Raw genomic sequence first — 26,641 nt, 5'->3', positions numbered from 1 at the left:
TTCACGGAATCGCTTCCCGCTCTATCCCTTTGTTTCGACGCATTCCAGACGGAAAACCGCTTCGCACTTTTCCTGGAATTGCTCTAGAGGACGTTCCATGGGCTATCTGATGCGCCGGCTGATGACATTCCCGCTGATCATGTTGGGAGTGTCCATCCTCGTGTTCGTCGCCATCCGACTGGTGCCGGGCGATGCGATCACGGCGATGCTCGGAACCAATGCCGGCCTGCTGACGCCTGAGCAGCGGCAGGCCCTGGCAGCCTATTTCGGCATCGACCAATCATGGTTCGTGCAGTATTGGCATTGGCTGTTCGGTGTGTTCCAGGGCAATCTCGGCATTTCCGTCACCTATGGCAAACCGGTGCTCGACATCATCCTCGAGCGGTTTCCGTTGACGCTCGAGCTTGCGCTGCTCTCCATGGCGATCGCGCTGCTCATCGGCCTGCCGGCGGGCGTCTTCGCGGCGACCCGGAACGAAAGACTGTCCGATCTCGCTGTGCGCATCGTCGCCATGGTCGGGCAGTCCACCCCGAATTTCGTGCTTGGCCTTCTCATCATCTACGCACTTTCGGCAGGCTTCGGCATCCTACCGGCCATGGGCGCGTTCACGCCATTCTGGCAGGATCCGATCGGCAATCTCGGCCAGATGATTTTGCCGGCGCTGACGCTCGGTTTCGCCTTCGCCGCCTCGGTCACGCGCGTGGTGCGCTCGGCCATGCTCGATGTTCTGAGCGATGATTATGTCCGCACCGCGCGAAGCCGTGGCGTCCCGGCCCGCGGCGTCATTTGGCGCCATGCGCTGCCCAACGCGCTCATTCCGGTGGTGACGCTGAGCGGCGTGGAATTCGGCTATCTCCTCGGCGGTGCCGTGCTGGTCGAGCAGATCTACGCGCTGCCCGGTCTCGGGCGATTGGTGCTTGATGCGATCCAGCAGCGTGATTATGCGCTCGTCCAAGGCTGCGTCCTGTTCATTGCCTTCAACTTCATGATCGTCAATCTGCTCGTCGACCTCGCCTATGTCGCGCTCGATCCGCGCGTTCGCCTGGGAGAGGGCTGATGCGGATCGTCAAAGCCATTTTCGGGCACACGAGCGGCCGCATCGGCGGTGCTATTGTGTTGGCCTATCTCATCCTCGCCATTCTCGGCACGCTAGGGCTCACCCCTTATGATCCGGTGATGCGGAGCCCGTTGAACCGATTGCACGCGCCAAGTGGCGCCTTTTGGATGGGGACGGACCTGCTTGGCCGCGATGTGGCTAGCCGGCTAATGAATGGTATTGGCGAGTCCTTCACCGTCGCCTTCCTCTCGGTCGCGCTGGCAAGCCTGGTCGGCACCGTGCTCGGCTTGACCGCCGCTTGGTTCGGCAAGCGCTGGGACGGGGTGATCATGCGCACGATGGATGTGCTGCTGGCCTTCCCCGCCATCCTTCTAGCACTGTTGATCATCGCCATCGTCGGCCCCGGCACCTGGACCAGCGTCGCCGCAATCGCCATCGTCTATACGCCGATCTTCACCCGCGTCGTGCGCGGGCCGGCGCTCTCGCTGAAGTCGCGCGATTTCGTCGATGCCGCCCGCACCTTCGGCAGCAGCAAACCCTATATTCTGACCCGGCATCTGCTCTTGAACCTCGTCGCGCCGTTGACGGTGCAAATCACACTGGCGCTGGCATGGTCTCTCCTGACCGAAGCCGGTTTGAGTTTCCTCGGCCTCGGTACACAGCCGCCGGCCTCGTCGCTCGGCTTGATGCTGAGCGACAGCCGCAACTTGATGGAAACCGCACCTTGGCTGCTGATCTTCCCCGGCCTCACCATCATGATCAGCATCCTTGGCTTCAATCTGCTTGGCGATGCCTTGCGTGATATTCTTGATCCGAAAATGCGGAGGTCCATTCCGTGAGCCCTCTGCTTTCCGTCTCCGATCTGCAAGTGGGCTTTGGCCGAACTCCCGAGGCGAACAAGATCGTCCGCGGCGTAAGCTTCGATCTCGCAGCCGGCGAGACGCTGGCGATCGTCGGGGAGAGCGGCTCGGGCAAGTCCGTGACCGCGCTCTCGATCAATCGCCTCGTCGATTTCGGCGGTGGCCGCATCATCGGCGGCTCGATCAAGCTGAAGCGGTCCGACAACAGCATTCTCGACCTGACGACGGCGGGCGAAGCGGAGTTGACGAAAATCCGCGGTGCCGAGATCGGCATGATCTTCCAAGAGCCGATGACCTCGCTCAATCCGGTGCTGACCATCGGCACGCAGATCGAAGAGTCTTTCCGTCTGCATCGCGGCTTGACCGGCCGTCAGGCAACGGCCGCCGCAAAGGATGCGCTGGACCGCGTCCGCATTCCCGATGCTGCCCGGCGGCTGAAATATTGCCCGAACCAGCTCTCCGGTGGCATGCTGCAGCGTGTGATGATCGCGACGGCGCTCGCGTGCAATCCTCGCCTGTTGATCGCCGACGAGCCGACCACGGCGCTTGACGTGACGGTGCAGGCGCAGATCATGGCGCTTCTCGCCGAGCTGAAGCGCGAGATCGGCATGTCGATGATCTTCATCACTCACGATATCGGCCTCGTTGCCGGCATCGCCGATAAGGTCGTGGTGATGCAGGCCGGCCAGGCGGTCGAACAGGGCGAGCTAAACCAGATACTCGATGCACCCCACCACCCCTATACCCAGCATCTTCTTCATTCCGTACCGCATTTTTCGGCTGGCCGCGCGACCCGGTCGGACTTCAGCCGTGATGACACCGCAAGGACCGCCCCGGCGTTGGAGGTCGACGGGCTGACGGTTCGCTTCCCGGTGTCAGGCAATTTCTTTCGCCGCCCGACGGGCGCTGTGCATGCGGTCGAAGGCGTCGGTTTCGATCTGCTGGCCGGCGAGACGCTGGCGATCGTCGGCGAAAGCGGTTCGGGCAAATCCACTACGGCGCGGGCAATTCTCGGTCTGGTGAAGTCGACGCGGGGCACATTTACGGCGGGAAAGGCGGCGGATCGGCCGAGCGCCGTGCAAATGGTGTTCCAAAATCCCTATGCCTCGCTCAACCCGAGGCTTCGCGTCGATAGCATCCTGGCTGAACCCGTCATCGCGGCTGGCGGCCGTGCCTCGGGGGAAACACGTGACAGGATGGCCATGCTGTTGAAGCGCGTCGGACTGCCCGAAAACAGTCTCGAACGCTATCCGCATGAATTTTCGGGCGGGCAGCGCCAGAGATTGTGTATCGCCCGGGCGTTGATGTTGAACCCTTCGGTTCTGGTGCTGGACGAGGCCGTCTCGGCGCTGGATGTTTCCGTCCAGGCGCAGGTCCTGGATCTGTTGATCGAATTGCAGCGCGAGTACCGCCTTGCCTATCTTTTCATCTCGCACGACATGGCAGTGGTCGAGCGGATCGCGCACAGGATCGCGGTGATCTATGCCGGTCAGATCGTGGAGATTGGCAATGCTGTGTCGGTGCTGTCGCAACCGAAGCATTCCTATACCAAACGCCTTATATCGGCCGTTCCGGCTGTCGACCGCCGACGGGAGAATTTTGCGCTGGATACGCGCCAAGTCCCGTCTCTGGTACGCCCGCTCGGTTTCGAGCCGGCTGCACCTCAATGGCGACAGTTCGCTCCGGATCATATAGCACAGGCGGAAGCCTGACAGAGAGGCGCGGGGAGCATGACGGCAACGGGAAATACGGAATTCGCGCAACGCTTCGATCGGGCATTTCAGCCCGTTGAAGCCGCCGTTGCGGCGGGGCGCATTCCCGGCGGTGTGCTTGGCATTGTCGACCGCGATGGCAATCGGATGGTTCGTGCGGTCGGTTCCGCGCAGAAGATTCCGGTGATGCGGCGGATGTTTGCCGATACCTTGTTCGATCTGGCCTCGCTGACCAAGGTCATCTTCACCACGCCGCGCATCCTGGCCTTGGCGGAAGCCGGTACGATCGATCTCGATGCGCCGCTGATTTCGCTGCTGCCGGATTTGCGCCAATATGATGCCGCGGCCTGGGAGCGGAAAGTGACCTTTCGCCAGTGCCTTGGCCATCAGACACCGTTTCCGGCTGTCGAGCCGCTTTATACCTACGGCCGCGATCCCGACCTGCTCCGCGCCTTCATTCTGCAGCGTGAGTGGCGGGCCGGTCCGCCTGTTTATTCCGACATCAACTTTATTTTGCTTGGGCTCGCGCTGGAGCGCCTCACGGGGCAGGCGATCCGCGACATGGATGCCGGGCCGGGCTTCGCCTTCTCCGCTGCACCCGATGAGGCCGCAGCGACGGAGGATTGCACCTGGCGTCACCGCGTTCTCTCGGGCGAAGTCCATGATGACAACTGCTCCGCCCTCCAGGGTGCCGGTCATGCCGGCCTGTTTGGAACGGCAGCTTCGATCCTCGATTTTGCCGTAGGTTTACTCACCGGCTCCGGCGCGTCCGAGCGCTCCATTGCATTGATGCGCACGCCATTGTCGGCTACGCGCACGCATGGATGGGAACGGCGTTACGACGGCTGGTCGGGCGGCAGCTTGTGCTCGCCGGGCACGATCGGCCATACCGGCTTCACCGGCACCGGCCTCTGGATCGATTTCGACAAAGGTCGGGCCTGGACCTTGCTCACCAACCGCATTCACCCGACACGCCATTTCGACAGCGGCATCGTGGCGCTTCGCCAGACCGTCGGCGATCTCGTCAATAGAGCTTAGGAGCTTGATCATGGAACCAATCTGGGCCGTCGGTCTGATGACCGGAACCGTTCTCGACGGCAATATCGATGTCGCTCTGCTCAAGACGGATGGCGAGCGGATCGAGGAGTTCGGTCCCTACGTGCTAGCGCCCTATCCGGAGTGGATCAGGACATTGCTGGAAGAGACTTTGGCGCAGGCGCGGATCTGGAATTTCAACGGGCCGGAGCCGGAAATCTTTAAGCAAGCCGAGGAAGCCTTGACGCGCGCGCAGTCGGCCGCGGTCAAGGAACTTGTCGAAGGCTACGGGCTGACGATGGCCGATATCGGTGTGGTCGGTTTCCACGGGCAGACCGTGCTGCATCGCGCACCGCAAAAGGAACGCCGCGGCGATACACGCCAGCTCGGCGATGGCGAATTGATGCGTTCCATCCTCGGCACCAAGGTCGCCTACGACTTTCGTTCCGCCGATGTGCGTGCGGGCGGTCAGGGCGCACCGCTGGCGGCCGCCTATCATACCGCCCTGCTGCGACGCGCCGGTGCAGGCGACGATACCGCCATCCTCAATCTCGGTGGTGTCGCCAATATCACCTGGTCGGACGAGGAGGGCAATTTCGTTGCCTTCGATACCGGGCCGGCCAACGCACCGCTCAATGATTTCGTCAAATCCCACGGCCTTGGCGAGATGGACAGGGACGGTGCGCTCGGCCAAGCGGGTAAGGTGGATGAGGCAAGGCTCGCGAAACTGCTGCAACATCCTTATCTCAGCGCCCCCTATCCGAAATCGCTGGATCGCTTCGATTTCGGCGCCTCCATGGCCGATGGGCTTGGCCCCGAAGACGGCGCCGCAACGCTTTCCGCCTTTACAGCGGCCGCGGTCGGCAAGGCCCTGGATCTGCTGCCTCATCGCCCGAAAAAGCTGGTGGTCAGCGGCGGCGGCCGCCGTAATCCGACGATCATGTCGATGCTCAGGACTCGTGCCGGCGTCGAGCCGATTTCGGCGGAAACGCTCGGTTGGCGTGGTGACGCTGTCGAGGCCGAATGCTTCGCATTTTTGGCCGTGCGCGTCTTGCGAGGCCTGCCGATCAGCTTTCCGGGGACGACGGGCGTACCAATGCCAATGCGCGGCGGCCGCCTTGCGGAATAGGTAGGTCGGGCATCCCCCTTTACAGCTATACTTCGATCCTAACCGAAGCATCCTCGCTAAAATTCGTCTATTGATGATGTGAACCTATCCGGCTCAGGAGGATGAAATGAGAAACGTTGAGCCAAAGATCCTGTATTTCGGGACGCCCGTCGCATTGATCAGCAGCTTGAATGAAGATGGTTCGACGAATTTGTCGCCGATCTCATCGTTTTGGGCGCTTGGGTGGACGATGGCGCTTGGACTGCTGAATGATGCCAAGCTCGCGGAGAATCTTGCCCGGCATCCGGAATGCGTCGTGAATCTTCCTTCTCCCTCCATGTGGCAGATGGTGGAAAAGCTTGCGCCGCTGACCGGCAAGGACCCGGTACCCGAACTGAAGTCCAAACAATTCAAGACAGAGAAAGACAAATTCGCAGCGGCCGGATTTTCCAGGCTCGACAGTCAGTTGGTCCGCCCGATGCGCGCTGCGGAATGCCCGATTCAGATGGAAGCCCGCGTCTTGTCGCGCCATGAAATGGGCGGAAGGAAACTCGCTGAACTTGGCGGCGGCCTCGTTGCCGTCATCGAGATTTTGCGCGTGCATGCCAGCGAAGAATTCTTGAAGGACGAGAGCGATCATATCGATCCAAAGAAGTGGTCTCCGTTGGTTTATAATTTTCGTCACTATTACGACCTAGCCGACACTGAGCTCGGGAAAACATTCCGCGCGTGAAAGCTATTTGACGGCCTCAGGTGCCGTTTTGGCATCCGAGGCCGACCTTACATGGTGACTGTGATCGCTACCCGATTGTCTCGTAGCGTGCGCGGTTGAGGCTGACACAGCTAGAGACCGCCGCGCAGAGGCCGGCCAAGACAAGCGCGAAGCCGGGCGCATTTGCCTGCGGCACGGTTTCGAAAATGATCGACATGCAAATGGCACCAAAAGTTTGTCCGAGAAGGCGTGCCGTGCCTTGCATGGCTCCGGCTGCGCCGCTGCGTGCTTTCGGTGCCGAGAGAAGGAGAATGCGGTTGTTCGGTGTCTGAAAAAGACCGAATCCGACGCCTGCAATCACTGTTCCGGCCAGGAATGCAATTCCCCGCGGATCAGGTGGGCACAGGCCCGCGATCACGAGGCCAATTGCAAGCAACGCGCCACCGGAGGCGCAGAGCCATGCCGTCTTGATGCGATTGGCCAGCCGTCCTGAAATCGGAGCCACGACGATCGTCGCGGCGGGCCAGGGCATCATATAAAGCCCGGTCAGAACCGGCGGCATATGCAAGGTGTGCTGAAGGTAGAATGGCAGCGCGACGTAGCTGAGCATCTGACCGGTAAAGCACGCGATTGACGCGATAACGGCAACTCGAAAGGCAGGTTCGGCCAGGAGGTCCGTCGGGACAATAGGCGCCGCGCTCTTGCGCTCAAGGCGCAGCAGCGCGACGAGGGCCAGTATAGAGCCGCCAATCAGGATAGAGCCGCTGATCGGTGCGGTGGCTATCCGGTCTGCGCCGGAGAAGAACAGAACGAACGTCAGCGTATTGGCGAGCAATGCCGCGACATTCAACGGCCGCTTCACGCCTGGCAAGGGGCCGAGAAGCCCGCCAGACAAAAGGACGATCACGCCAAGCGGTATGTTGACGGCAAACAGCCAAGGCCAACTGGCCACGGAGAGGATTGCCCCGGCAACCCCTGGGCCTGCGGCCGAAGAAATTGCGATGACCATTGCGTTGACGCCGATGATGGTTCCCAACAGCCGCTGCGGCACGGCAAAGCGCAGGTTCATTATTCCAAGTGCCATGATCGCGCCCGCACCCAACCCTTGAGCAAATCGCGCCGCGATCAGAACGGGAAGATTTGCAGCGAGAGCGCATGCGGCCGACGCCATCGTGAAGAGAGCGACACCCATCAGGAAGACCCGTCGGGGTCCGTGAATCTCACCCAACGCGCCGCAGGGCAGGAGAGCGACGAGTACGGCAAGCTGGTAGCTGGAGACGACCCATACGGTGTCGCTGGCATCGGCGCCAAGCGAGGCGGCGATCGATGGCAGCGCGACATTGGCGATGGCGCCGTCCAATACGACGAGAACGAGCGTCACGAGAAGCACGCCGACGGCCAGGTATCGCCGCGGATAAGGCAGGCCGTCATAGGTGGGGGTTGCGAGTGATGTCAGGGACATGGGAGCTCACCTTGTTCGTTTGTTTGCGTCATGGATATCCCCGACCCGCAATTTGCACCAGACGCAACAGAGGTAATTGACTGTTGCGCCGAACGCCTCCCTTCGTTAAAACCCTTTTTATGCCCGATATAGACTTGAACCTGCTCCCAGCTTTGGACGCTTTGCTTCGCGAGCGGAGCGTGTCGGCCGCTGCCCGCAAGCTCGGTCTAAGTACGTCCGCCATGAGCCGGACCTTGTCGAGGCTTCGGATTGCGTTGAACGATCCCATTCTGGTTCCGGCGGGTCGAGCGATGGTCGCGACACCGCATGCGGAGGCGATCGCCGAACAAGTGCGATCGCTGACCGCGGCCGTCCAGACGGTGCTCGGCCCACCGCCAGTGATTGACATTCACGAGTTGCAGCGCGACTTCGCAATCCGCGCCAATGAGGCATTCGTGCTTTTGCATGCCGCGCGTCTAAGCGTCGCCGTCATGAACGCTGCGCCTGGCGTGCGGCTCCGTTTCGCGCCCAAGCCAAACAAGGAAATTCAGCCTCTGAGGGATGCCACGCTCGACCTGGACATCGGAGTCATCTCGGGGGACGGCGCAGAGTTGCGCGGCCAAACATTGTTCGAGGATTGCTTTGTCGGCGTCGCGCGGGCTGGGCATCCTCTTTTAAAGGCAAAGCATACAACGCCCGAGCAATACGCCGCATGCGGACACGTCATCTCCTCCAGGCGAGGAAATTTTAAGGGCCCCGTGGACGACGCTCTCGCCGAACTCGGCCTCTCGCGAAAGGTCAACCTCGTGGTGCCGAGCTATCCGGCAGTTATGGCCGTCGCGGCAGCGACCGATCTTGTCGGCTTAGTACCGCGCTCGTATTGCCAAGCGGGTGTGGCGAGGCAGATCGAGATGTTTGAGCTGCCCGTGGCTACACCCGGCTTCGTTGTCGCGCAAACGTGGCATCCTCGTATGGATGCCGATCCTGCCCATCGATGGCTGCGGGGATTGATTTTTGACGCATTCAGGTCAAAGACCGAGCATCACGACTAGTCCGGTATCATTGGAAGGTTTTCCCTACGGCTGGCGCCAGCCGGTGGCGCCGAGCATCAGGGCGCTGGCCTTGTGGACATCCCGAGCAAGCGAAGCCGTCAGCCCGTCATGTCGGGAGGGCGCCAACAGAGTGATGCTCGCCGGTCGGCCGTCGCTGCGTGTTCCCGCCGGCACGGCGATCCCGCACATGTCGAGCAGATTGACGAAATTGGTGTAGGTGCCGAGGCGCGAGTTCTCGCGGATCGGTTCGGCCTCCAAATCGGCAAGGGTATAATGCGTCGGCGCAGTCGGTACGCAGAAAAGATCGACCGATGCGATCAGCGGCGCGACCTTCTGTTTCAAGGCTTGCAGCGCATAAAGGCCGTTGAAGGCATCAGCCGCAGAAAGCTGCTTGGCGCCGCCAAAGATTCGGCGCGTAACGGGATGGAAGCTTGTCTCCTTGGCATCGAAGAAATCCTTGACCGCCGCATAGCGTTCCGCCACCCAGGCGCCTTCATAAAGCAGATTTGCCACCTTGTAGAAATCGCCAAACGGCACTTCCAGGACGCGATGACCGAGTTTTGTCAACATCCGCAATGCGTCGTCATAGGCCGTTTCCATGAGGACATCGCCGAAGAACAGCCGGTCCGCCTGTGCCGGGACGCCTATGGTCAGCACCGGCGGTGTTTGGCCAAAGCCATTTGCTGGAATTATTTTCGAATAAGCGTCCGCGGCATCGTAGCGCGCTGCAATCTCAAACACCCGCCAAGCGTCATCGACGGTCAAAGCCAGGATCGAGACGCAATCGAGCGTGCGGCAGGCGGGAAGGACGCCCGTCGCCGACAACGCGCCGAGACTGGGTTTCAGACCGACGATGTTGTTCAGGCCGGCGGGCACGCGGCCCGAACCGGCGGTATCCGTGCCGAGCGCGAAACTGACAATGCCCCGAGCCGTGGCAACGGCCGAGCCGGAGCTCGATCCGCCGGGCACCAGATCGGGATCCATGGCATTGCGCGGTGCGGGATGGGGCGTGCGGACACCGGCGAGACCTGTTGCGAATTGATCGAGATTGGTTTTGCCGATAACGAGTCCGCCGGCCTCTTTCAGCAAACGCACGACTGTCGCGTCGGCTTCAGGCATATAGGCGAAAGCCGGGCAGGCCGCAGTCGTCGGCATGCCGGCGACATCGATATTGTCCTTGACGGCAAAGGGAATGCCCCAGAGCGGCTTTGCCGCCGGGTCGAAGGACCCGAGAGCGGCGGCCTGTGCAATCAGGCTCCTTTTGTCGGCGAGGTGCAGGAAGATGCCGGGATCGTCGACTTCGGCAAAACGGGCGAAAACCGCCTCGATAACTCGGGCAACGGTGCCCCCGTTTGCATAGAAGGCATGGAGGGACGAAATGTCGAAGGCTGGGCTGCTGGTCACGCTGCTTCCTCTTCCCCTATTGCTAGTGGCCGGTCCCGTTCATCAGGACGACACAGCGGAAATCCTACGCAATAATCGGGACAGATTCAGCCGTGAAACAGGTCAAGGGTGGAGAAATCGTCATGGCCGGAACGAAGGTAGCATAGAAGATTGCAGCCCTTCTGATCACGGAACACTGAATCCTGATAAAGCTTCCTGGTTTTCGTCGTCGCGCATCGATGCTATCAAGAGGGCAATCTAGCGATTTGACGGTTTCCAACGAGTTTCGCAGGCATGGCAGGCAACCAGCATCGGCCCAGTCTTGTCCGAAGGGTCATAGGCCTCATTATTGCGTCCGGCTTCGTCGTATCGGCCGCTTGTCCCGCGAGGGCCCAGCCCGAATGGAGTGTTGCGCCACCGGCCTGCATTTCCGGCCCTTTGATAACGGACACCGGCAAAACACTTTGCATCCGCAAAGAAAGTTACAATCACGATCTCTGCGATGCGATCGACTATTTCGCCCATGCCAATCAGCTGCCGCCGGATTATCTGGCGAGGCTCATCTGGCGCGAGAGCACGTTCCGCCCCAATGCGGTCAGCCCGAAGGGTGCGCAAGGCATTGCGCAATTCATGCCGGGAACGGCAAGGTTGCGCGGCGTTCAGGACAGCTACGACTTATTGGAGGCGCTCGGCAAGGCAGCCGCATATCTGGACGAACTGCGCAACCGTTTCGGCAATCTCGGCTTGGCGGCGGCGGCCTATAATGCCGGCGAAAACGGCCTCGCGAATTTCCTCAATTCCGGCAATCTCCCCGACGAGACGCGCAGCTACGTGATCGCCATTACGGCGCACACGGTCGAGCAATGGAAGGACGACCCGCCGGACACGGTCGCCCCGGAACTCGACAAAGGCAAGCCTTTCGCGCAGGCCTGCATGGCGCTTGCCGGCAGCCGCCGGCTGAAACAGGTCGCTTTGGAGCAGGAGCGGCCTTGGGCGCCCTGGGGCGCTCAGCTTGCGGAGCACTTGCAGCTCGATACCGTCCGGCGGCTTTTCTCGAAGGATGTCAGTAAGCTTCCATCGCCGTTGAAAGAAGAAAAGCCGCTCATCGTACGCCAGCGCAATGCCGACTTCGGCTTTCGCATCCGATATGCCGCTCGCATCGGCCGGCAGACGCGCGCCGAGGCGGATGCGGTTTGCGCTCAGGTACGCCAAACGGGCGGCGCTTGTTTCGTCTTCAAGAATTGAGGTTTTGCCTCGCATCCCGATCACTTTCAAGACAAGCAAAGCGGCATAGCGTCTTTGCGTTTAAACCTTACGGCCGCCAACCCAGGTGGCCGCGATGTTCGGCCTCGAAGCGGTGTAGATGATTTTCTGCAGGATACGCTCGCCCTTGTCGCGGTCTTCGAATAGCCGCACCGTGCCTTTCTCGGCATCGGCGTGGATGAGCATCGCGTCGAATTGGCAGCCGGGCGTGAATTGCCCGATAGGGAGATCCAGCGCAACGCCGCCGCCTGCCGTTGCGATATGGAAGGCATCGCGAAAATCGATCTGGGCCGGCCCGAATGTCGAGCGGGCTGATCGCGGTAAATTCGGGTCGACGCCGCTTTGCAGCATCCGCGATGCGAGAATTGCGCCGCGCGCGTTCTCGAACATCGAGGCGCTCGGGCCACCGGAAATGTCCGTGCCGAGACCGACATGCAGCCCTTTTTCGAGCGCAGTGCGCAACGGAAAGACGGCATTGGCGAAAAAGGCGTTCGAAAGCGGGCAATGCGCGATGGCGGCTTCGCGTGCACGAACCGTTTCCATATCCTTCGCCGTCAGGAAATTCGCATGTGCCAAGACCGTCCTGCGGCCAAGCAAGCCGAAGCGATCGAGACTGTCCGTATCCGTCATGCCATGTCTTGCAAGAACATAGTCATGTTCCCAGTCGCTCTCCGAACAATGGGTCTGCACATGGCAGCCGCAGTCCCTGGCAATCGCGCCGAGACCTTCCAGAGTCGCATCCGTGCAGGAGGGGATGAAGCGCGGCGTGACGACAGGCAGGACGCGGCCTTCGCGATTATCCGGATGGCCGCGCACGTAGTCGATCAATGCGCGCGTGCCATCAAGTGCTTCTTGTGCCGACACGTCGCGGTAATAATCCGGACACTCCCCGGCATTGTCCATCGCGACCTTGCCGATGAGGGCGCGCTGACCTTTTTCCAGACAAATATCCACCAGTGCCCGCGTCGCCTCCTGATGGATGGTGGCAAAATAGAGGGCGGTCGTGGTTCCGTTGGTCAGCAGATCATCCACCAGCAGACCATAGATACGGCGCGCGAAGGCGGCGTCCTGATAGCGCGCCTCCAGCGGGAAAGTGTATTTCTGCAACCAGACTTCCAAAGGAACATCGAGCGCATCGCCGAGCTGGGGATATTGCGGTGCATGCACATGCAGATCGACAAAACCGGGCAAGATGTAGAAGCCCGCCGGCAAAGTCACGAGCTCGCCGGATGCGTCGCGCGCGTCTCGGATGGTTCGGTAATTCGGATCGCCGTGACGATGAACGGCGGCAATCACACCCTCGGCATCGATTTCGATCAGCACATCATCCAAAACGTCGATGATGCCGCGCTCCGGCGAATGAAATCCCGACGCGCTGAGCGTCTTGTTGCGCAAATTCATCAATGTGCTCTTTTCAGGCGGCGATGATCGTCGTGCCGTGGGTGGTGCCGTTCTCCTTCAGCCAACAGCGATAGGCATCGGCAGCAGAACGGTTCTCTGACTCTCGAAAATGATGCGGTCTTGCAGGAAGATCAACTGTTGGAAATGCATAGGTTCTTTTGTCGTCGAGCATGGCAATGCACGGCGTTACGAAAGAGCGGTGATTTTCGATGTTTCGATTGCCGGAGAGGCAATGCAAAATTTCGCGAATAGGTCATCTTTGCCATCTAGCCATCATCTGCCATCTTGATGGCTTAAAGATTGGAGCTTATCTTTCATACATGGGAGAACCAAATGGCTGAACCACAACTGTCCGTCCGCAGTGCTAAGGCGCGCGATATCGCTTATCGACTTGCCCGACGCGAAAACCGAACCATTGCCGATATCGTTGAACGCGCGCTGGAATCCTATGAAATTCGCGAGGCTGGCCGCGAGCCTGCAGCGTCCTTCTATGCTCGGATGTCCATGAGCGAGGATGAGGATATTGATCTGGAGGCCGTCATTCGAGAGAGGCGCCAAGCCAATCACGGAGTTGATCTGTGATATTTCTTGATACCAACGTGATATCTGAAACGCTGCGCAAGCAGCCCGAGCCAGCCGTCGTTGCTTGGTTAGGCCGGCATGATGCAGAGATTGCATTGCCTACGATCACGATTGCCGAGATTGCTTTCGGTATCCATAAAATTATGCCGGACCAACGAGCAGCACGTTTGGAGCAACGATTATCTGAATGGCGGCGTCGATTTGCCGACCGGATTTTCGGCTTCACCGAAGAAGCGGCTCTCGCCTATGGTGAGATTATGGGCCTTGCAGAACGACAAGGGCGGCCAATGTCGGCTCCTGATGGCATGATTGCTGCTATTGCCCGCATCAATGGCGGCCGTCTGGCGACGCGCAATTTATCGGACTTTCGAATAACGGGCCTCGATCTCATATCGCCCTGGGAATTCTAGCGGCAAGGTAGGTTTTAGTAACTCTTCCCAATCATCTCCGCCGCCTTGGAGCCGATCGCCATCGCCGGTGCATTGGTATTTCCCGACGGGATGAAGGGGATGATGGAGCAGTCGATGACCCGCAGGCCGTCGACGCCGCGCACGCGCAGCTTTCCGTCGACCACCGACATCGGATCATTGTCAGGCCCCATGCGCAGGCTGCCGGAAGGGTGGTAGTTCGTCTTGACGGTCTGGCCGGCGAATTTGGCGAGGGCCTCATCGTCCTGCAGCGCCCGGCCTGGCAGAACCTCGTCCGCTATCTTCGATTTGAACGGTTCCGTCTCTAGCAGTTGCCGCGCGACCTTCAGTGAGGCGAGCGTCAGGCGCAGGTCGTCTGGATCGCCAAAGAAGTTGCAGTCGACCAACGGCTGATCCGCAGGATTGGCCGAGCGGAGCTTGACGTTGCCTCGTGCCTTTGGGCGCAGGAGACAGGAAGTGAAGGTGACGCCATAGGTTGGCTTGGTGGAGGAGACGTCACGGTCGAGATAGACGATCGGGGCGCAATAGAGCTGGATCGATGGTCTTTCGCTTCCGTCCGGATCGTAGAACAGGCAGGATTCGATGCCGGTCGTGGTGACCGGACCCGAGTTGAAGAGCAGATATTGCAGCCCGTTGCGGAGCATGGGCCAACCCTTGTCCTCGCCGAAATAGCCGGATTTGGCTTTGGTCGTGGCGATGACCGGGACTTCGTGATGGTCCTGCAGATTGGCGCCGACGCCGGGAAGATCGAGAGCAACGGCAATATTATGTTCACGCAGATGATCGGCCGGGCCGATGCCGGACAGCATCATCAGTTTGGCGCTGTTGTAGGTGCCCGCCGCGATGAGGATTTCTCGTTCGGAACGGACCGTGTGGCTTTCGCCATTGCGCGTGTAGGTGATACCGGTCGCGCGGCCGTTTTCGATGATGATGCGATCGACCCGCGCGTCGGTGATGATCTCTAGCCGTTTGTCGCCGGCAAGCGGATCGAGAAAGGCCTTCTTGGCATCGGAGCGTTCCGTCTTGCCGTTCCACTGGCCGAAGGTGTGCTGCATGATGCCGACGCCGTTTTGCCTGACGCCGTTGAAGTCGGGATTATAGGGATGGCCGAGCCCTTGAGCGGCCAAAAGGAAATCCTCCGTCGTCCCGGAAATATGCCCCGGCTCGGATATGCGCAGGTTGCCGGAAATGCCGTGATATCGGTTGTTGAAGCGCGTATTGGCTTCGATCCCTTTGAAGTGCGGCAGCATGTTGGCATAGGACCATTCTATCCCATGGCCGAGATGGGCAGCCCAGCCGTCGTAATCCTCTTTCTGGCCGCGCATGTAGACCATGGCATTGACGGCGCTGCCGCCACCGAGTGCCTTGGCGACCGGAACGATCGGCCCGCGCCCGCCGAGTTGCGGCTGTGGAACCGTGTGATGCATTTCGAGGAAATCGTCGCGGGCGAGATATTTCATGTAGCCGGCGGGAAAAGCCATCAGCTTCGCGGTCTTGCGCGGCCCACGCTCGACGACGAGCACGGAAAAGCCGAAATCCCGCACCAGCCGCATGGCGGCAACGCAAGCCGCCGAACCACCGCCGGCAATGATGAAATCATAAGTCTTCGCCACCAAAGCCCCCCTGGCCGATATTCATCGTCTTAAATTGCATGGATCATACTTCTGTAGACTCTGATCCGCGCCCAAATTCCTTGCTTGCCCCGAGCGCCAGCGCCTTCTTGCTTTCCAGCACGAGCTTCATGCGCCGATCTCCTGAACCCGCAGTGCCTGCCGGGTAAGGAGACGTTCGACGTCCTTCACATCGAGCGGCGAAAGCTTGGCGCCGGGCTTGCGCAGGGCCGCGGATTTGATGACACCGCGTTTGGCGAGAACATATTTGCGGGCGGCGAGGCCAATGCCCTGTTGCTGTTCATAGCGCGCCAGCGGCAGATAGGCATCGAAGATGTCATGCGCCCGGTCGATATTTCCTGCCGTATAGGCTTGGACGACGCCGACCATCATCTCCGGATAGCAAAAGCCGGTCATGGCGCCATCGGCACCGCGGCCCATTTCTTCAGGCAGGAAAAGCCCACCATTGCCGCAGAGAATGGAGATACGCCGCGTTTCACCCTTGTCGCTGGAGGCTCGCAGCGCAGTGATCTTCGACAGGCCTGGCCAATCCTCATGCTTGAGCATGACGCAATTCGGCACTTCCTTGATGATCCTGTCGATGACCTTGGGCGCGATGGTGACGTTCGTTGTCAGCGGATAGTCCTGCAGCACGAAGGGCGTATCGCCCAGCGCTTCACCGACCGATTGATAGAAGACAAAGGCCTGGTCATCCGTCCTGATCGTCCAAGGCGGCGCGACCATCACGCCCGCAGCACCCTGGTCCATCACAGCCTCGGCCAGTTCTCGCATCGGCGCAAGCCCCGGCGCTGATACGCCGACGACAACCGGCAGGCGGCCATCGAGGCGCTTCAGCACGCGCTCTACGACGGCGCGCGATTCCTTCGCCGTCAGCTTCGGAGCCTCGCCGAGTTGACCAAGCACCGTCAGCCCGGTCACCGCGACGCTTTCGTAGAAATCGACCATGCTGTCGATGCTGGTGAAATCGAGCGCGCCTTCGTCGGTGAAGGGCGTTACGGCGATCACATAGACGCCCTTGGCGTTCTCGGTCAGTCTTGCCATCCAGCCGCCTCCCAATTCATTCGCCGAACAGATGCTCCGGTGCTAGCCGCAAACATCGTCATAATTTTACTTGTTCGTCAAATGATTAGGCGGTACCGCTTTGAGATGGTGCTTCAGCGGAGCCGGTTTCCCTGTGCGTCGAAATAGCGGCGTCTTTCCGGCGCGCAGCGTAGATAGAGCGAATCGCCGCGGTGAATATCCGGACCTTCCCGGTATTCAGCAATCAGGCTCTGGCCGTCCTCTGTCTGGCAATAGAGATAGCGCGTGCCGCCAAGATATTCGTCGAAGTCGACCGTGACACGGATGGCATCATTGCTATCGGACACGACGATCAGATGTTCCGGGCGCATGCCCAGCATCAGCTTGTCGCCCGGCGCCAGGCCGGCCTGTCCGATATCGGTTTTGACGCAGCCGCCGGGAATTTTAGCGGAGCCATCGACGGCCCATTCGGCTTCGATCATGTTCATGCGCGGTGAACCGATGAAGCCGGCAACGAAAATATTGGCGGGATCTTCATAGACCTCGCGCGGACTACCGACCTGCTCGATCTTGCCGTCTCTCAGCACGACGATCTTGTCGGCAAGCGTCATCGCCTCGGTTTGGTCGTGCGTCACATAGATCATCGTGTTGCCGAGCTCGCGGTGCAGCCTGGCAATTTCGATGCGCATGGAGACGCGTAGTTCCGCGTCGAGGTTGGACAGCGGCTCGTCGAAGAGGAAGACATCCGGCTTGCGCACGATCGCGCGGCCGATGGCGACGCGCTGCCGCTGGCCGCCGGAAAGCTGGCCGGGGCGGCGGTCCAGCAAGTGGTCGATCTTGAGGATCGCCGAAGCGGCCTTGACGCGCGCTTCGATCTCGCCGGTATCGGTTCGGGCCATTTTCAGCCCGAAACCGAGATTTTCACGCACGCTCATATGCGGATAGAGCGCATATGATTGGAAGACCATGGCGATGCCGCGCTCGGAAGGGTCGAGATCGGTGACATCCCGGCCCTTGATGGCGATCTCGCCATCAGTCACTTCCTCCAGTCCGGCGATCATCCGGAGCAAGGTCGACTTGCCGCAGCCGGACGGGCCGACGAAGACGACGAATGCACCTTCCTGCACTTCCAGATCGATACCGTGAATGACCTCGAGCCCGCCGTAATTCTTACGGACCCCGGTCAGTCTCATGCTGTTCTTGCCCATATCAGGCTCCGTGTTGCGTCTGGCCAGCGCGGACCCAGACGAGCATCTCACCCGGCTCGCGATTATCCCACAGATGATAGGGAACAAAGCGGGCGGTGGCGGCGCGGCTCTTCGGCGGCGCCGTTCGATAGAGATCCGATCCCCAGTCCGCCTCATCGCGGTTCACCGGAATATCGAGTGCGACTGCGCCCTCCAGTGCGGCAATTTCCGTTGTCTGCGCTGCGGCGAGGTTTCCGGCAAGCGAGATGCCGTTGAGATCACGGCCATTATCGGTGGTCTCGACGCAATAGACCAGAGGCCCGCGCATCAGCGCCGCGCGTCCTGTATCCTGGCGCACTTTGGGATTGGCGAACAGCGTACGCGGGATCAGCGGAATGTTGAGATCGACCTTATCGCCGCTCTGCCACTCACGCTCGACGCGAGCATAGCCATCGACGGTGATAGAGGAGAGATCGACGGAAGCGCCATTGATGGCAAGCGTTGCGCCATCCGCCCATTCAGGAATGCGCAGCGACAGGGTGAAGCGGGCGCCACGGTCCGGATTGACCCCGAAATGGATCGCGCCGTTCCAAGGGTAGTTCGTTTCCTGAGACAGCTCGACCGTTACGCCGCTTGCGAGTGGCACGCGTGCCTTGCTCTCGCCATAGAGATGGACCGCGATTTCATTGTCGGCAGCCGCATACATGTAGGAACCGACCGAAGCGAGCAGGCGGGCGATATTCGGCGGGCAGCAGGGGCAATTGTGCCACGTCCAGCGGTGATGCTTGCCGGCGCTTTCCAGCGGGTTTTCGTAGAAGAAGGTTTTGCCGTCGAGCGATAGTCCAGCCATCGCACCATTATAGAGCGCCTGTTCCATTATGTCGGCATAACGCCGGTTCGGCCCACGGCCAAGCATGCGATTCGCCCAGAAGACGAGGCCGACCGAGGCGCAGGTTTCGGCATAGGCGCTTTCGTTCGGCAGGTCGTAATAGTCGGTGAAGCCTTCGTTGGAAGCGGCCGGCCCAATGCCGCCGGTGACATACATCTGCTTGGTGGTCAGATCGTCCCACAGCGTCTCCAGCGCCGACGTCAGGCTGTCGTCGTTATATTCGGTCGCAATATCGGCCATGCCGGAATAGAGATACATGGCGCGCACCGCATGGCCGACCACCTTCTTCTGCTCCCGAACCGGCTCGTGAGCCTGATTGTATTCATAGGTCTTCTGCACGAATTTTGCCGGATCGCGGCCATCGCGCAGTGCTTCTTCAGTGAAGAAATGCGGCTCCTGGCCACGCTCGTCGACAAAATATTTGGCAAGGTCGAGATATTTCTTCTCACCGGTGACGCGACCGAGCTTGACCAGCGCCAGCTCAACCTCTTCATGGCCACAATAGCCCCGAAGCTGACCTTCGCCATGGCCGAAAACGGTGATCATGTAATCGGCAAAGCGGCTCATGATGTCGAGCAGCTTGCGTTTTCCGGTCGCCTGATAATAGGCGACCGCAGCCTCGATCAGGTGTCCGGCGCAGTAGAGCTCGTGATGATCGCGCAGGTTGGTCCAGCGGCGGCCCGGCTGAACGCGCTGGAACCAGGCGTTCAAATAGCCATCCTCTTGCTGCAGCTTTTCATACATGTCGATGATCGCGTCGGCGCGAGCTTCGAGCTCCGGATTCGGGCGGCGATAGAGCGTATAGGCGATGGTCTCGATCGACTTGCCGAGATCGCTGTCCCAGAACATCTGCGTCGAACCCGACCAAGTCTGCAGCGGAAGGATAATGCCGGGGCTCGGCAGGTCGACGTCGATTGCCCTGACCATGCCGGCCTCGACGCAACGGTCGAGCAGGGTGGCGGCCGTCGAATTGCAGATTGCATCCTGCCGGGCACCGAAAAGGCCGTGAAGTTCGACATTCGGAACGGGCAGGGGGCGGAACTGGCGATTTTGCTTGTCTGACATGGCTTTCATCCGTTTCGTTTGAGGTTCATTTCACCGCGCCGGCCATCAGACCGCGCATGTAATAGCGTTGCAGAAGCAGGAAGACGATGACGCAGGGTATGGTCATGACGGCGATGCCGGCCTGGACCGCGCCCCAGTTGACGGCGCCGAGCCGCCCGGTGCGAACCGCGATCATCAGTACCGGCAGCGTGAATTTTTCATTGCTCGAAAGCAGCACCAGCGCTGCCAGGAACTCGTTCCAGGCGTTGAGGAAGGCGAAGATGGCAACGGTTGCCACACCCGGCAGCACCAGCGGGAAGAGAACGCGGAACAAAAGTTTGAGGTCGCGTGCGCCGTCGATGCGGGCGGCTTCCTCGATCTCCTTCGGCACCGCGTCGAAGGCGTTGCGCATCATGAAGACCGAGAAGGGTAGCTGAAGCGTGACATAGACCAGCGTCAGCCCGAGCAGCGAATTGTTGAGGCCGAGCCTTGCCAGGATGATGAAGAGCGGCGTCAGGATCGACTGGAACGGGATCATCAGCGTTGCGATGATCAGGATGAAGAAGGCGCCCTTGAACGGGAACTGGTAGCGGGAAAAACCATAACCAGCGAGCAGGCTGACCATGACCGTCAGGATGACCGTCGTCACCGAAACGAAGAGCGAGTTCAGCGTATGCTGCACGACGCCGGCGCCGAAACCATCGAGGGCACGATAGGCATCGAAGCTGAAGCCCGATGTCGGCCAGGGTGGCAGAGGCGGAAGGCTCGCTTCCGTGCCGTGCCGGAACGATGACAGCAGCGCGATGGCAAAGGGCGCGAAGAAGAAGATGACGATGATGACGCCGACGCCGTGATAGCTGACGGCACTCCACATTTTCCGCTGGGCGCGGCGCTCTTTTGCGGTTCTGACGTTCGTGGTGCTCATGTTGGTGATGCTCATGGGCGGTCCTCCCCGACGCGCAGCAGCCAGAGTTGGACGATGCTGATCAATACGAGAATGACGAGAAGGGCGATCGATAGTGCCGCGCCATAGCCGAGATTGAAGGACACGAAGGACTGGTTGAAGATGTAGTAGACCACCGAGATCATCTGGTTTTGCGGTCCGCCGCTGGTCATGATGTAGAACTGGTCGAAGGCAAGCACCGAGCCGGTGATCGAGATGATCAAGGCGAGCGCAATTGTCCGGCGCATCAGCGGCAGGGTCAGGAAGCGGAAGCGCTGCCAGCGCTTGGCGCCATCGATGCGAGCGGCCTCCGTCAGCTCGGACGGGATGGCCTGCAGGCCGGTGAGCAGGATGATCATGGTAAAGCCGGCAATCTTCCAGACCACCATCACGACGATCGTGGCAAAGGCGGTGTCGAAGTCGGCAAGCAGGTTCGGCCTGCGGTCGATCAGCCCAAGCGCCTGAGCTGCCGGTACGAAAAAGCCGCTATCGACATTGACGAGCCAGACCCAGAGAAGCGAGGCGGTCGCGAGCCCCACGACGACGGGCAGGAAGATGATGGTGCGGTAAAAGCCGACGAGGCGCCGCTGCTTTTCGACGTAGAGCGCCAGGGGAAAGGCGACCGCGAAAATGACGATGGTGACGATTACTGTATAATAGGCGGTGAAGCGCAATGCCGCCATGAAGCGAGCGTCCGACACCATTCTTGTATAGTTGCCGAAACCGATCCAGCGCGGATTGCCGAGCAACGGCCAGTTGTGCAGGCTCATCCAGCCGGTAAAAAGCACGGGCAGGACAAAGAAGACGAGGACCAGCGCCATGGCCGGCGCGATGTAGAGAAATCCGTGCCAACCGGCATGTCGCCGCCGCTTTCGACGACGCAGTGCTCCGATAGCTTCGGGACCAGCCATGGAATGCTCCTGATGTTTTGGTGGGGAGGACCGGGAGGCCAGGCCTCCCGGTCTTTGATGGATTATTACTGCTGTGCGTTGTCGATGATCGACTGCATTTCCGATTGAGCATTGGAGAAAGCCGAGTCGACGTTGTCTCCAAAGATTGCAGCGTTGGTGAAGCCGGCCCATGGACCGTTGGCGCTGTTGATCAGGTCGTTGAACTGCAGCGTATAGGGCGTCTTTGCGATGGAGATGGCTTTCAGGCCCACCTGCATGCGCGGATCGAGACCTTGAAGCACCTGGTCGGCAATATCGCCGCGGGTCGGCAGACTGCCGTATTTCGCCATGATCTTCTGACCATCCAGCGAGTAGGTATATTCAAGGAACTTCTTCACCGCGTCGAGCTTCTTGGTGCCCTTGGTGATGACGAAGTTATCGCCGCCGGCAAAGGAGGAGGGCTTGCCGTCGACGCCGGGGATCAGCGTCACGCCGAAATGGATATCGGGATATTGCGTGATCAGCGTGCCGATCGAGAAGGCGCCGATGCTCTGCTGGCCGATCTTGCCGTTACTGATGCTCAGGAAGTTGGCGCCGGTGTCACTGGCGGCACCCGCCGGTACCAGATCCTTCTTGACCATGCTGCGGTAGATATCGACTGCCTTGCGCATCTGCGGCGTATCGAGTGTCGCTTTCTTGCCGTCGGCCGAGAGAATGTCGGCGCCTGCACCCCAGACGAGCGGCGTGAAGGTGAAGATCATGCAGCCGCCGCAGCCGCCGCCGGAGAAATAGAAGCCGTAGGTATCGCCGCCGAGCGCGCGGATCTTCTCGGCATTGCTGGTGATCTCGTCCCAGGTGGTCGGCGCCTTGTCAGGGTCGAGGCCGGCTTTCTTGTAGAGGTCCTTGTTCCAGGCGAAGACGGAGGTCTCGACCGAGAGTGGCAGACCGTAGATGTGATCCTGATAGGTGCCGAGCTTCACATGCGATGGTGAGAGCGAGTTGAAATAGGGCAGGCTCTTGGCCCAGTCGGTCAGGTCTTCCAACTGGCCGGCGGCGGCGAAGGCTGGCGTGTAGATCAGGTCCATCGATAGGGCATCGGGCGCCTGTCCGCCGGCGATCGCGGTTGCGTATTTCTGCACGAGCTCGGAGAAGGGCACCTCGGTCATGGTGACCTTGTCGTCGTGGCTGGCATTATAAGCCTCGACGACCTTCTTGAAGGAATCGCCGATGCCGGAACGCACCCACATCGTGATGTTTTCGGCGGCGGACGCGCCGGACATCAGGCATAAGGATATGAGGCCAGTTGCGGCCAGAAGTCGCTTCATCATGTTTCTCCTCCCATGGGGCACTTTCTTCAGCCCCTCTTCCTCAACTAATGCTCGGGGTTTCCCCCACACGACTGCCGCACGACCAATTCGCACGGCAATGTCCTGATTCCCGGTTCGACGGCGCGGCCTTCCGCCAATGCCAGAACCGTCAGCCCAGCCTCTCGACCGAGAGCCTTGAGATTCATATCGACTGTCGTCAGCGGCGGCCGCGTTTGAGCGGCGACGATCTCCCAATTGTCGAAACCAACCACGGAGACATCCTCCGGCACGCGTACGTCGCGCTCCCGCAAGGCGTCGACCACCGCGCGGGCGATCTGGTCGTTGCCGCAGAAAATGCCGTCCGGCTTCAGCCCGGGCGCATCCCAGATTTTCGCAACGGCCTCATGCCCCCAAGCCTCGGACCACGTACCGTACATCACCGGCAGAGCGTCGCCGACCAAGCCGTGGTAAGCTCTAGTGCGCTCGCGCACCGAAACGAAGCTCTCCGGGCCGGTAACATGGGCGATCCGGCGGCGGCCGAGGCCCAGCAGCCATTCGACGGCAAGCGTAGCACCCTGAAAATCGTCGGCGCAGAAGGTAACACTATCGGATGTCCCCTCCGTGAAGGCGTAGACGACCGGCACGGGCAGGTCGGACAAATCCACCGGCAACCGGCGGTCGATCCTCTTTCCCGATGCGATGATACCATCGACGCTCTTATCCAGCATGGCGTCCACATGAACCTTTCCGAGCGCAGGATCGTCTTCGATCGTGCAGAGAAATACCGAGACGCCGTGGTCGACGAGCGCCTCGGTAATCCCGGCCATGACAGGGAGAGTGAAACGGCCGTAGGTATCGTTGGTCAAAAGACCGATGGTGAAACTCCGATTGCTAAGCAGGCCCTTGGCCAAGGCATTCGGCCGGAACCCGATCTCGCTCGCGACACGCTTGACCCGTTCGCGCGTATCGTCACCCATTCGCCCGGTATTATTCAACGCTTTCGATGCGGTCGAAATGCTGACACCGGCGGCAGCGGCAACATCGTGAATCGTTACCCGACCGTTTCTGATCCGCTGATTTTCCAGATGTCCTCTCCCGAACTTATTTGCGCTGAGAAAACCTTTTCTCAAGGCAGGAGTCAAGATGGGAAAAGCTTTTCTCAAATTTTTTTGATCATGCCCGTGGATGAATGTCTTTCGCTGTAAGCCGGGCGGATGTCTGCGCGATTTTTACGGTCGGTCGAAAGACCAGCGGTTCACCATATAGGTGCGCGGCGAGGTTCCGAGCATACGTCGGAACATGGTGGTGAAGGCTGCGACGCTCTCATAACCGGCCTCAAGCGCAACGTTGGTCACCGGCTGTCCCTCCGCAAGTTGCGGCAGGCATGCGAAGACGCTCGCCTGCTGACGCCAGGTGGTAAAGCTGATGCCGGTCTCCTTGCGAAACTGCCGTGTGAAGGTCCGGCGGCTTATCGCCAGCTTTTCGGCCCAATTATCCAGCCGGGCATTCGGCGTCGGGTTCGCCAGATAGTCGCGGCAGAGCGCCGCGAGCCGCCGGTCGGAGGGGAAGGGCAGGCCGAGCGGGCGTTCCTCGAGCGTCGAAATCTCCTCCATGAGGAGAGATAGGACAAGTTCGGCCTTGCGATTTCCGAGGGGCGCTTCCCGCAGCCGAATGGCTTCAAGCAGCAGACTGCGCGCGAGATCCGTCACTTCGACGACACGCGGCGCTTCTGCCGATGGCGTCGGATCGCTCGGCATAACGTAGACCGATTTTATGCTGACATCGCTCAGCATCTCGACGGAGTGTTCCAGGCCGACGGGAATGAACAAAGCATGGCCGGGCGGCACCATCAAGCGGCCGCGCGTCGTCAGGATCAGGACGACACCAGAGAAAACGCAGAGCAACTGTGTGCGGCGATGATGATGCCAGGGAACAGTATAGCCCTGCGGCGGCTCGGAGCTGTTGACGAGCACGCCGGCATTCGATCCCTCCATCCAGAGCATATTTTGCTCGTGGTCCCGTTCCAGTGTCGCCAGCAGCTTTTGAGAGAGCTTTTCCATTTTGGCCCGATCGCGAAAGAACTGGACCAAAACACGAAAGAAGGTCACCTGCAAGCCGTGTAAAAGGCTGATTGAACAGCATGGCTGAAAAACGGCCGGCCCAGGAAGGAATCCTCAATGGTTGCGGCATTTTCGGGCGCGCAAGCCCGATTTGAGAAGACGACAATTTCAATCGTCGTGGCGGTCAGCGTCTGCCATCTTCTGAACGACATCATGCAATCGCTGCTGACGTCGCTCTACCCGATGTTCCGCGAGAACTATGCGCTCGATTTCGTTCAGATCGGTCTTCTGACGATGACGTTCCAGATCACGGCGTCGCTGTTGCAGCCGGTCGTCGGCATCGTCACCGACAAATGGCCCATGCCCTATTCCCTGCCGGTCGGCATGGTCAGCACGTTTTCAGGGCTGGTGCTGCTCGGCTATGCCGGCAGCTTCGGTATGCTGATGGTCGCGGCGAGCCTCATCGGTTTTGGGTCCGCGGTGTTCCATCCGGAAGCCTCGCGCGTCGCGCGACTGGCCTCCGGCGGTCGCCATGGCCTGGCGCAGTCGCTCTTCCAGCTCGGCGGCAATGCCGGCTCTGCCATCGGGCCGCTGATCGCTGCCTTCTTCGTGCTCCAGCACGGCCAGTCGAGCGTCGCCTGGCTGGCGGTTCTCGCGGTGATCGGCTTCATCGTCCTGAGCTGGGTCGGCACTTGGTACGTCAGCCATCGCCGCCAGCATGCCGCGCGTCCGGCTCCGAGCCGCGCCTTGCCGATAGCGCGCAACAAGGCCGTCTGGGCGCTTGCTATCCTCATCCTTCTGACGGCAACGAAGAATGTGTATATGGCGAGCATATCCAGCTATTTCACCTTCTACGTCATCGACAAGTTCCATCTCGACGTTCGCGATGCGCAATTGATGCTGTTCCTTTTCCTCGGCTCGGTCGCGGTCGGAACGATCATGGGCGGCCCGGTCGGGGACCGTCTCGGAGCGCGCTTCGTGATATGGTTCTCGATCCTCGGCGTTATTCCCTTCGCGCTGATGATGCCCTATGCGAACCTGTTCTGGACCTGCGTCCTGACGGTGGTGATCGGACTGGTATTTGCTTCGGCCTTCCCGGCGATCGTGGTCTTCGCGCAGGAATTGATCCCCGGCCGCGTCGGTCTGATCGGCGGCATCTTCTTCGGCTTCGCCTTCGGGGCAGGCGGACTTGGTGCGGCGTTCCTCGGCGATTTTGCCGATACGCACGGCATTTCCTTCGTCTACACGGTCTGCTCGTATCTGCCTCTGCTCGGTCTGTTTACGATCTTCCTGCCGCGGATACCGAGGCACTGAGCAATAGCGGCGGGGTAGTTTGCTGCCCCGCCGAACGTCTCGCCGCAAGGCTTCCCGCGGGGGACAAGCCCAAAAAATCGCTGCCATTTTGAGACTGGCCATCGGCCCGTTCTTCGCCGTAGTCTATGCCCGCTTCACGCAGGAGGAGGAGACCGTCGAATGAGCGTCAATATCGAAGTCCCGGCCAAGGGACGTTTCTCCGGCGGCCCTACCCACTTGCTGCCGCCGATCACGCTCGCCTGATCCCGTCAGGCCCACTCGTCATCATCCTTTTTTCTTTGCAATGCCTCATTTCTCGACGCCGCGGTCGCCACGTGCAGCC

The 26,641-nt window shown here is 60.4% G+C and carries 23 protein-coding genes and 1 pseudogene; 11 read left to right on the top strand and 13 right to left on the bottom strand.

Going from position 1 to position 26,641, the window contains the following annotated elements; genetic code table 11:
- The first annotated feature begins 97 nt into the window (after positions 1-97).
- The 6 genes from K290_RS0101585 (at position 98) to K290_RS0101560 (ending at position 6,505) form a co-directional block, all read left to right on the top strand.
- Positions 98-1,057, top strand: a complete 960-nt coding sequence (locus tag K290_RS0101585) for an ABC transporter permease (RefSeq protein ID WP_028750243.1) — start codon at positions 98-100, stop codon at positions 1,055-1,057.
- Positions 1,057-1,896: an ABC transporter permease gene (locus tag K290_RS0101580; protein WP_028750242.1), complete on the top strand. Its 840-nt coding sequence runs from the start codon at positions 1,057-1,059 to the stop codon at positions 1,894-1,896. Before K290_RS0101585 ends, K290_RS0101580 begins: the two co-directional genes overlap by 1 nt.
- Positions 1,893-3,629, top strand: a complete 1,737-nt coding sequence (locus tag K290_RS0101575) for an ABC transporter ATP-binding protein (RefSeq protein ID WP_028750241.1) — start codon at positions 1,893-1,895, stop codon at positions 3,627-3,629. The genes K290_RS0101580 and K290_RS0101575 overlap by 4 nt, the downstream gene beginning before the upstream one ends.
- Positions 3,630-3,647: 18 nt before the next feature.
- Positions 3,648-4,667, top strand: a complete 1,020-nt coding sequence (locus K290_RS0101570; RefSeq protein ID WP_028750240.1) for a serine hydrolase domain-containing protein — start codon at positions 3,648-3,650, stop codon at positions 4,665-4,667.
- Positions 4,668-4,677: 10 nt separating this feature from the next.
- A complete protein-coding gene (locus K290_RS0101565; protein WP_028750239.1) occupies positions 4,678-5,793 on the top strand; it encodes an anhydro-N-acetylmuramic acid kinase in 1,116 nt (371 codons plus the stop codon).
- 106 nt (positions 5,794-5,899) lie between these two features.
- Complete coding sequence (locus K290_RS0101560; RefSeq protein WP_028750238.1) at positions 5,900-6,505, top strand: flavin reductase family protein; 606 nt, start codon at positions 5,900-5,902, stop codon at positions 6,503-6,505.
- Between the two features lie 67 nt (positions 6,506-6,572).
- Here K290_RS0101560 and K290_RS0101555 read toward each other — a convergent pair whose 3' ends face one another.
- Positions 6,573-7,874: an MFS transporter gene (locus K290_RS0101555; RefSeq protein WP_037134737.1), complete on the bottom strand. Its 1,302-nt coding sequence runs from the start codon at positions 7,872-7,874 to the stop codon at positions 6,573-6,575.
- A 191-nt stretch (positions 7,875-8,065) separates the two neighbouring features.
- Here K290_RS0101555 and K290_RS0101550 point away from each other — a divergent pair, with 191 nt between their 5' ends.
- Positions 8,066-8,977, top strand: coding sequence for a LysR family transcriptional regulator (locus K290_RS0101550; protein WP_028750236.1), 912 nt, complete (start codon positions 8,066-8,068; stop codon positions 8,975-8,977).
- A gap of 27 nt (positions 8,978-9,004) precedes the next feature.
- Here the strand turns inward: K290_RS0101550 and atzF are convergent.
- A pseudogene (gene atzF, locus K290_RS33640) lies at positions 9,005-10,381 on the bottom strand (allophanate hydrolase); the annotation flags it as partial.
- Positions 10,382-10,654: 273 nt separating this feature from the next.
- Between atzF and K290_RS0101540 the strand changes: the two are divergent.
- Entirely contained in the window at positions 10,655-11,605 is a 951-nt protein-coding gene (locus tag K290_RS0101540; protein ID WP_028750235.1) for a lytic transglycosylase domain-containing protein, read from the top strand.
- Positions 11,606-11,665: 60 nt separating this feature from the next.
- Here K290_RS0101540 and guaD read toward each other — a convergent pair whose 3' ends face one another.
- Positions 11,666-13,024 (bottom strand): guanine deaminase, encoded by a 1,359-nt coding sequence (guaD, locus tag K290_RS0101535; RefSeq protein ID WP_028750234.1) that lies wholly within the window; start codon positions 13,022-13,024, stop codon positions 11,666-11,668.
- Between the two features lie 13 nt (positions 13,025-13,037).
- A complete protein-coding gene (locus K290_RS0101530) occupies positions 13,038-13,196 on the bottom strand; it encodes a hypothetical protein (RefSeq protein ID WP_245276444.1) in 159 nt (52 codons plus the stop codon).
- A gap of 161 nt (positions 13,197-13,357) precedes the next feature.
- Between K290_RS0101530 and K290_RS0101525 the strand changes: the two genes are divergently transcribed.
- Positions 13,358-13,606 (top strand): hypothetical protein, encoded by a 249-nt coding sequence (locus K290_RS0101525; protein WP_028750232.1) that lies wholly within the window; start codon positions 13,358-13,360, stop codon positions 13,604-13,606.
- On the top strand, positions 13,603-14,016 hold the full coding sequence (locus tag K290_RS0101520; RefSeq protein WP_028750231.1) for a type II toxin-antitoxin system VapC family toxin: 414 nt from the start codon (positions 13,603-13,605) through the stop codon (positions 14,014-14,016). The genes K290_RS0101525 and K290_RS0101520 overlap by 4 nt, the downstream gene beginning before the upstream one ends.
- Positions 14,017-14,030: 14 nt before the next feature.
- Here K290_RS0101520 and K290_RS0101515 read toward each other — a convergent pair whose 3' ends face one another.
- The 9 genes from K290_RS0101515 to K290_RS0101470 all read right to left on the bottom strand — a co-directional run bounded on the left by K290_RS0101515 (position 14,031) and on the right by K290_RS0101470 (position 25,005).
- A complete protein-coding gene (locus K290_RS0101515; protein WP_028750230.1) occupies positions 14,031-15,647 on the bottom strand; it encodes a GMC family oxidoreductase in 1,617 nt (538 codons plus the stop codon).
- Positions 15,648-15,773: 126 nt separating this feature from the next.
- The gene (locus tag K290_RS0101505) at positions 15,774-16,706 is read right to left on the bottom strand and encodes a dihydrodipicolinate synthase family protein (protein ID WP_028750229.1); all 933 of its coding nucleotides are present in this window, start codon (positions 16,704-16,706) and stop codon (positions 15,774-15,776) included.
- Positions 16,707-16,819: 113 nt separating this feature from the next.
- A complete protein-coding gene (locus K290_RS0101500) occupies positions 16,820-17,893 on the bottom strand; it encodes an ABC transporter ATP-binding protein (protein WP_028750228.1) in 1,074 nt (357 codons plus the stop codon).
- 1 nt (position 17,894) lies between these two features.
- A complete protein-coding gene (locus tag K290_RS0101495) occupies positions 17,895-19,826 on the bottom strand; it encodes a glycoside hydrolase family 127 protein (RefSeq protein ID WP_028750227.1) in 1,932 nt (643 codons plus the stop codon).
- Between the two features lie 25 nt (positions 19,827-19,851).
- On the bottom strand, positions 19,852-20,730 hold the full coding sequence (locus K290_RS0101490) for a carbohydrate ABC transporter permease (protein WP_028750226.1): 879 nt from the start codon (positions 20,728-20,730) through the stop codon (positions 19,852-19,854).
- 11 nt (positions 20,731-20,741) lie between these two features.
- Positions 20,742-21,659: a carbohydrate ABC transporter permease gene (locus K290_RS0101485; RefSeq protein ID WP_028750225.1), complete on the bottom strand. Its 918-nt coding sequence runs from the start codon at positions 21,657-21,659 to the stop codon at positions 20,742-20,744.
- 65 nt (positions 21,660-21,724) lie between these two features.
- Positions 21,725-22,966 carry an ABC transporter substrate-binding protein gene (locus tag K290_RS0101480; RefSeq protein WP_028750224.1) on the bottom strand — a complete coding sequence of 414 codons (1,242 nt, stop codon included), beginning with the start codon at positions 22,964-22,966 and terminating at the stop codon, positions 21,725-21,727.
- A 44-nt stretch (positions 22,967-23,010) separates the two neighbouring features.
- Positions 23,011-24,030, bottom strand: a complete 1,020-nt coding sequence (locus K290_RS0101475; protein WP_051263932.1) for a LacI family DNA-binding transcriptional regulator — start codon at positions 24,028-24,030, stop codon at positions 23,011-23,013.
- Positions 24,031-24,174: 144 nt separating this feature from the next.
- Positions 24,175-25,005, bottom strand: coding sequence for an AraC family transcriptional regulator (locus K290_RS0101470; RefSeq protein ID WP_028750222.1), 831 nt, complete (start codon positions 25,003-25,005; stop codon positions 24,175-24,177).
- A 117-nt stretch (positions 25,006-25,122) separates the two neighbouring features.
- Here K290_RS0101470 and K290_RS0101465 point away from each other — a divergent pair, with 117 nt between their 5' ends.
- A complete protein-coding gene (locus tag K290_RS0101465) occupies positions 25,123-26,319 on the top strand; it encodes an MFS transporter (RefSeq protein WP_028750221.1) in 1,197 nt (398 codons plus the stop codon).
- Positions 26,320-26,641 lie beyond the last annotated feature (322 nt).

Source organism: Rhizobium leucaenae USDA 9039 (genome assembly GCF_000426285.1).
Lineage (GTDB): Bacteria > Pseudomonadota > Alphaproteobacteria > Rhizobiales > Rhizobiaceae > Rhizobium > Rhizobium leucaenae.
This window is presented reverse-complemented; position numbering and strand designations above follow the sequence as displayed.

Bases quoted from the DNA above. Each gene is read 5' to 3' on its own strand.
- K290_RS0101485 (WP_028750225.1), bottom strand. From the start codon at position 21,659: ATGGCTGGTCCCGAAGCTATCGGAGCACTGCGTCGTCGAAAGCGGCGG.
- K290_RS0101540 (WP_028750235.1), top strand. From the start codon at position 10,655: ATGGCAGGCAACCAGCATCGGCCCAGTCTTGTCCGAAGGGTCATAGGC.
- K290_RS0101500 (WP_028750228.1), bottom strand. From the start codon at position 17,893: ATGGGCAAGAACAGCATGAGACTGACCGGGGTCCGTAAGAATTACGGC.
- K290_RS0101585 (WP_028750243.1), top strand. From the start codon at position 98: ATGGGCTATCTGATGCGCCGGCTGATGACATTCCCGCTGATCATGTTG.
- K290_RS0101550 (WP_028750236.1), top strand. From the start codon at position 8,066: ATGCCCGATATAGACTTGAACCTGCTCCCAGCTTTGGACGCTTTGCTT.
- K290_RS0101470 (WP_028750222.1), bottom strand. From the start codon at position 25,005: ATGGAAAAGCTCTCTCAAAAGCTGCTGGCGACACTGGAACGGGACCAC.
- K290_RS0101580 (WP_028750242.1), top strand. From the start codon at position 1,057: ATGCGGATCGTCAAAGCCATTTTCGGGCACACGAGCGGCCGCATCGGC.
- K290_RS0101505 (WP_028750229.1), bottom strand. From the start codon at position 16,706: ATGGCAAGACTGACCGAGAACGCCAAGGGCGTCTATGTGATCGCCGTA.
- K290_RS0101480 (WP_028750224.1), bottom strand. From the start codon at position 22,966: ATGATGAAGCGACTTCTGGCCGCAACTGGCCTCATATCCTTATGCCTG.
- K290_RS0101570 (WP_028750240.1), top strand. From the start codon at position 3,648: ATGACGGCAACGGGAAATACGGAATTCGCGCAACGCTTCGATCGGGCA.
- guaD (WP_028750234.1), bottom strand. From the start codon at position 13,024: ATGAATTTGCGCAACAAGACGCTCAGCGCGTCGGGATTTCATTCGCCG.
- K290_RS0101525 (WP_028750232.1), top strand. From the start codon at position 13,358: ATGGCTGAACCACAACTGTCCGTCCGCAGTGCTAAGGCGCGCGATATC.
- K290_RS0101490 (WP_028750226.1), bottom strand. From the start codon at position 20,730: ATGAGCACCACGAACGTCAGAACCGCAAAAGAGCGCCGCGCCCAGCGG.
- K290_RS0101560 (WP_028750238.1), top strand. From the start codon at position 5,900: ATGAGAAACGTTGAGCCAAAGATCCTGTATTTCGGGACGCCCGTCGCA.
- K290_RS0101530 (WP_245276444.1), bottom strand. From the start codon at position 13,196: ATGCTCGACGACAAAAGAACCTATGCATTTCCAACAGTTGATCTTCCT.
- K290_RS0101565 (WP_028750239.1), top strand. From the start codon at position 4,678: ATGGAACCAATCTGGGCCGTCGGTCTGATGACCGGAACCGTTCTCGAC.
- K290_RS0101465 (WP_028750221.1), top strand. From the start codon at position 25,123: ATGGTTGCGGCATTTTCGGGCGCGCAAGCCCGATTTGAGAAGACGACA.
- K290_RS0101495 (WP_028750227.1), bottom strand. From the start codon at position 19,826: ATGTCAGACAAGCAAAATCGCCAGTTCCGCCCCCTGCCCGTTCCGAAT.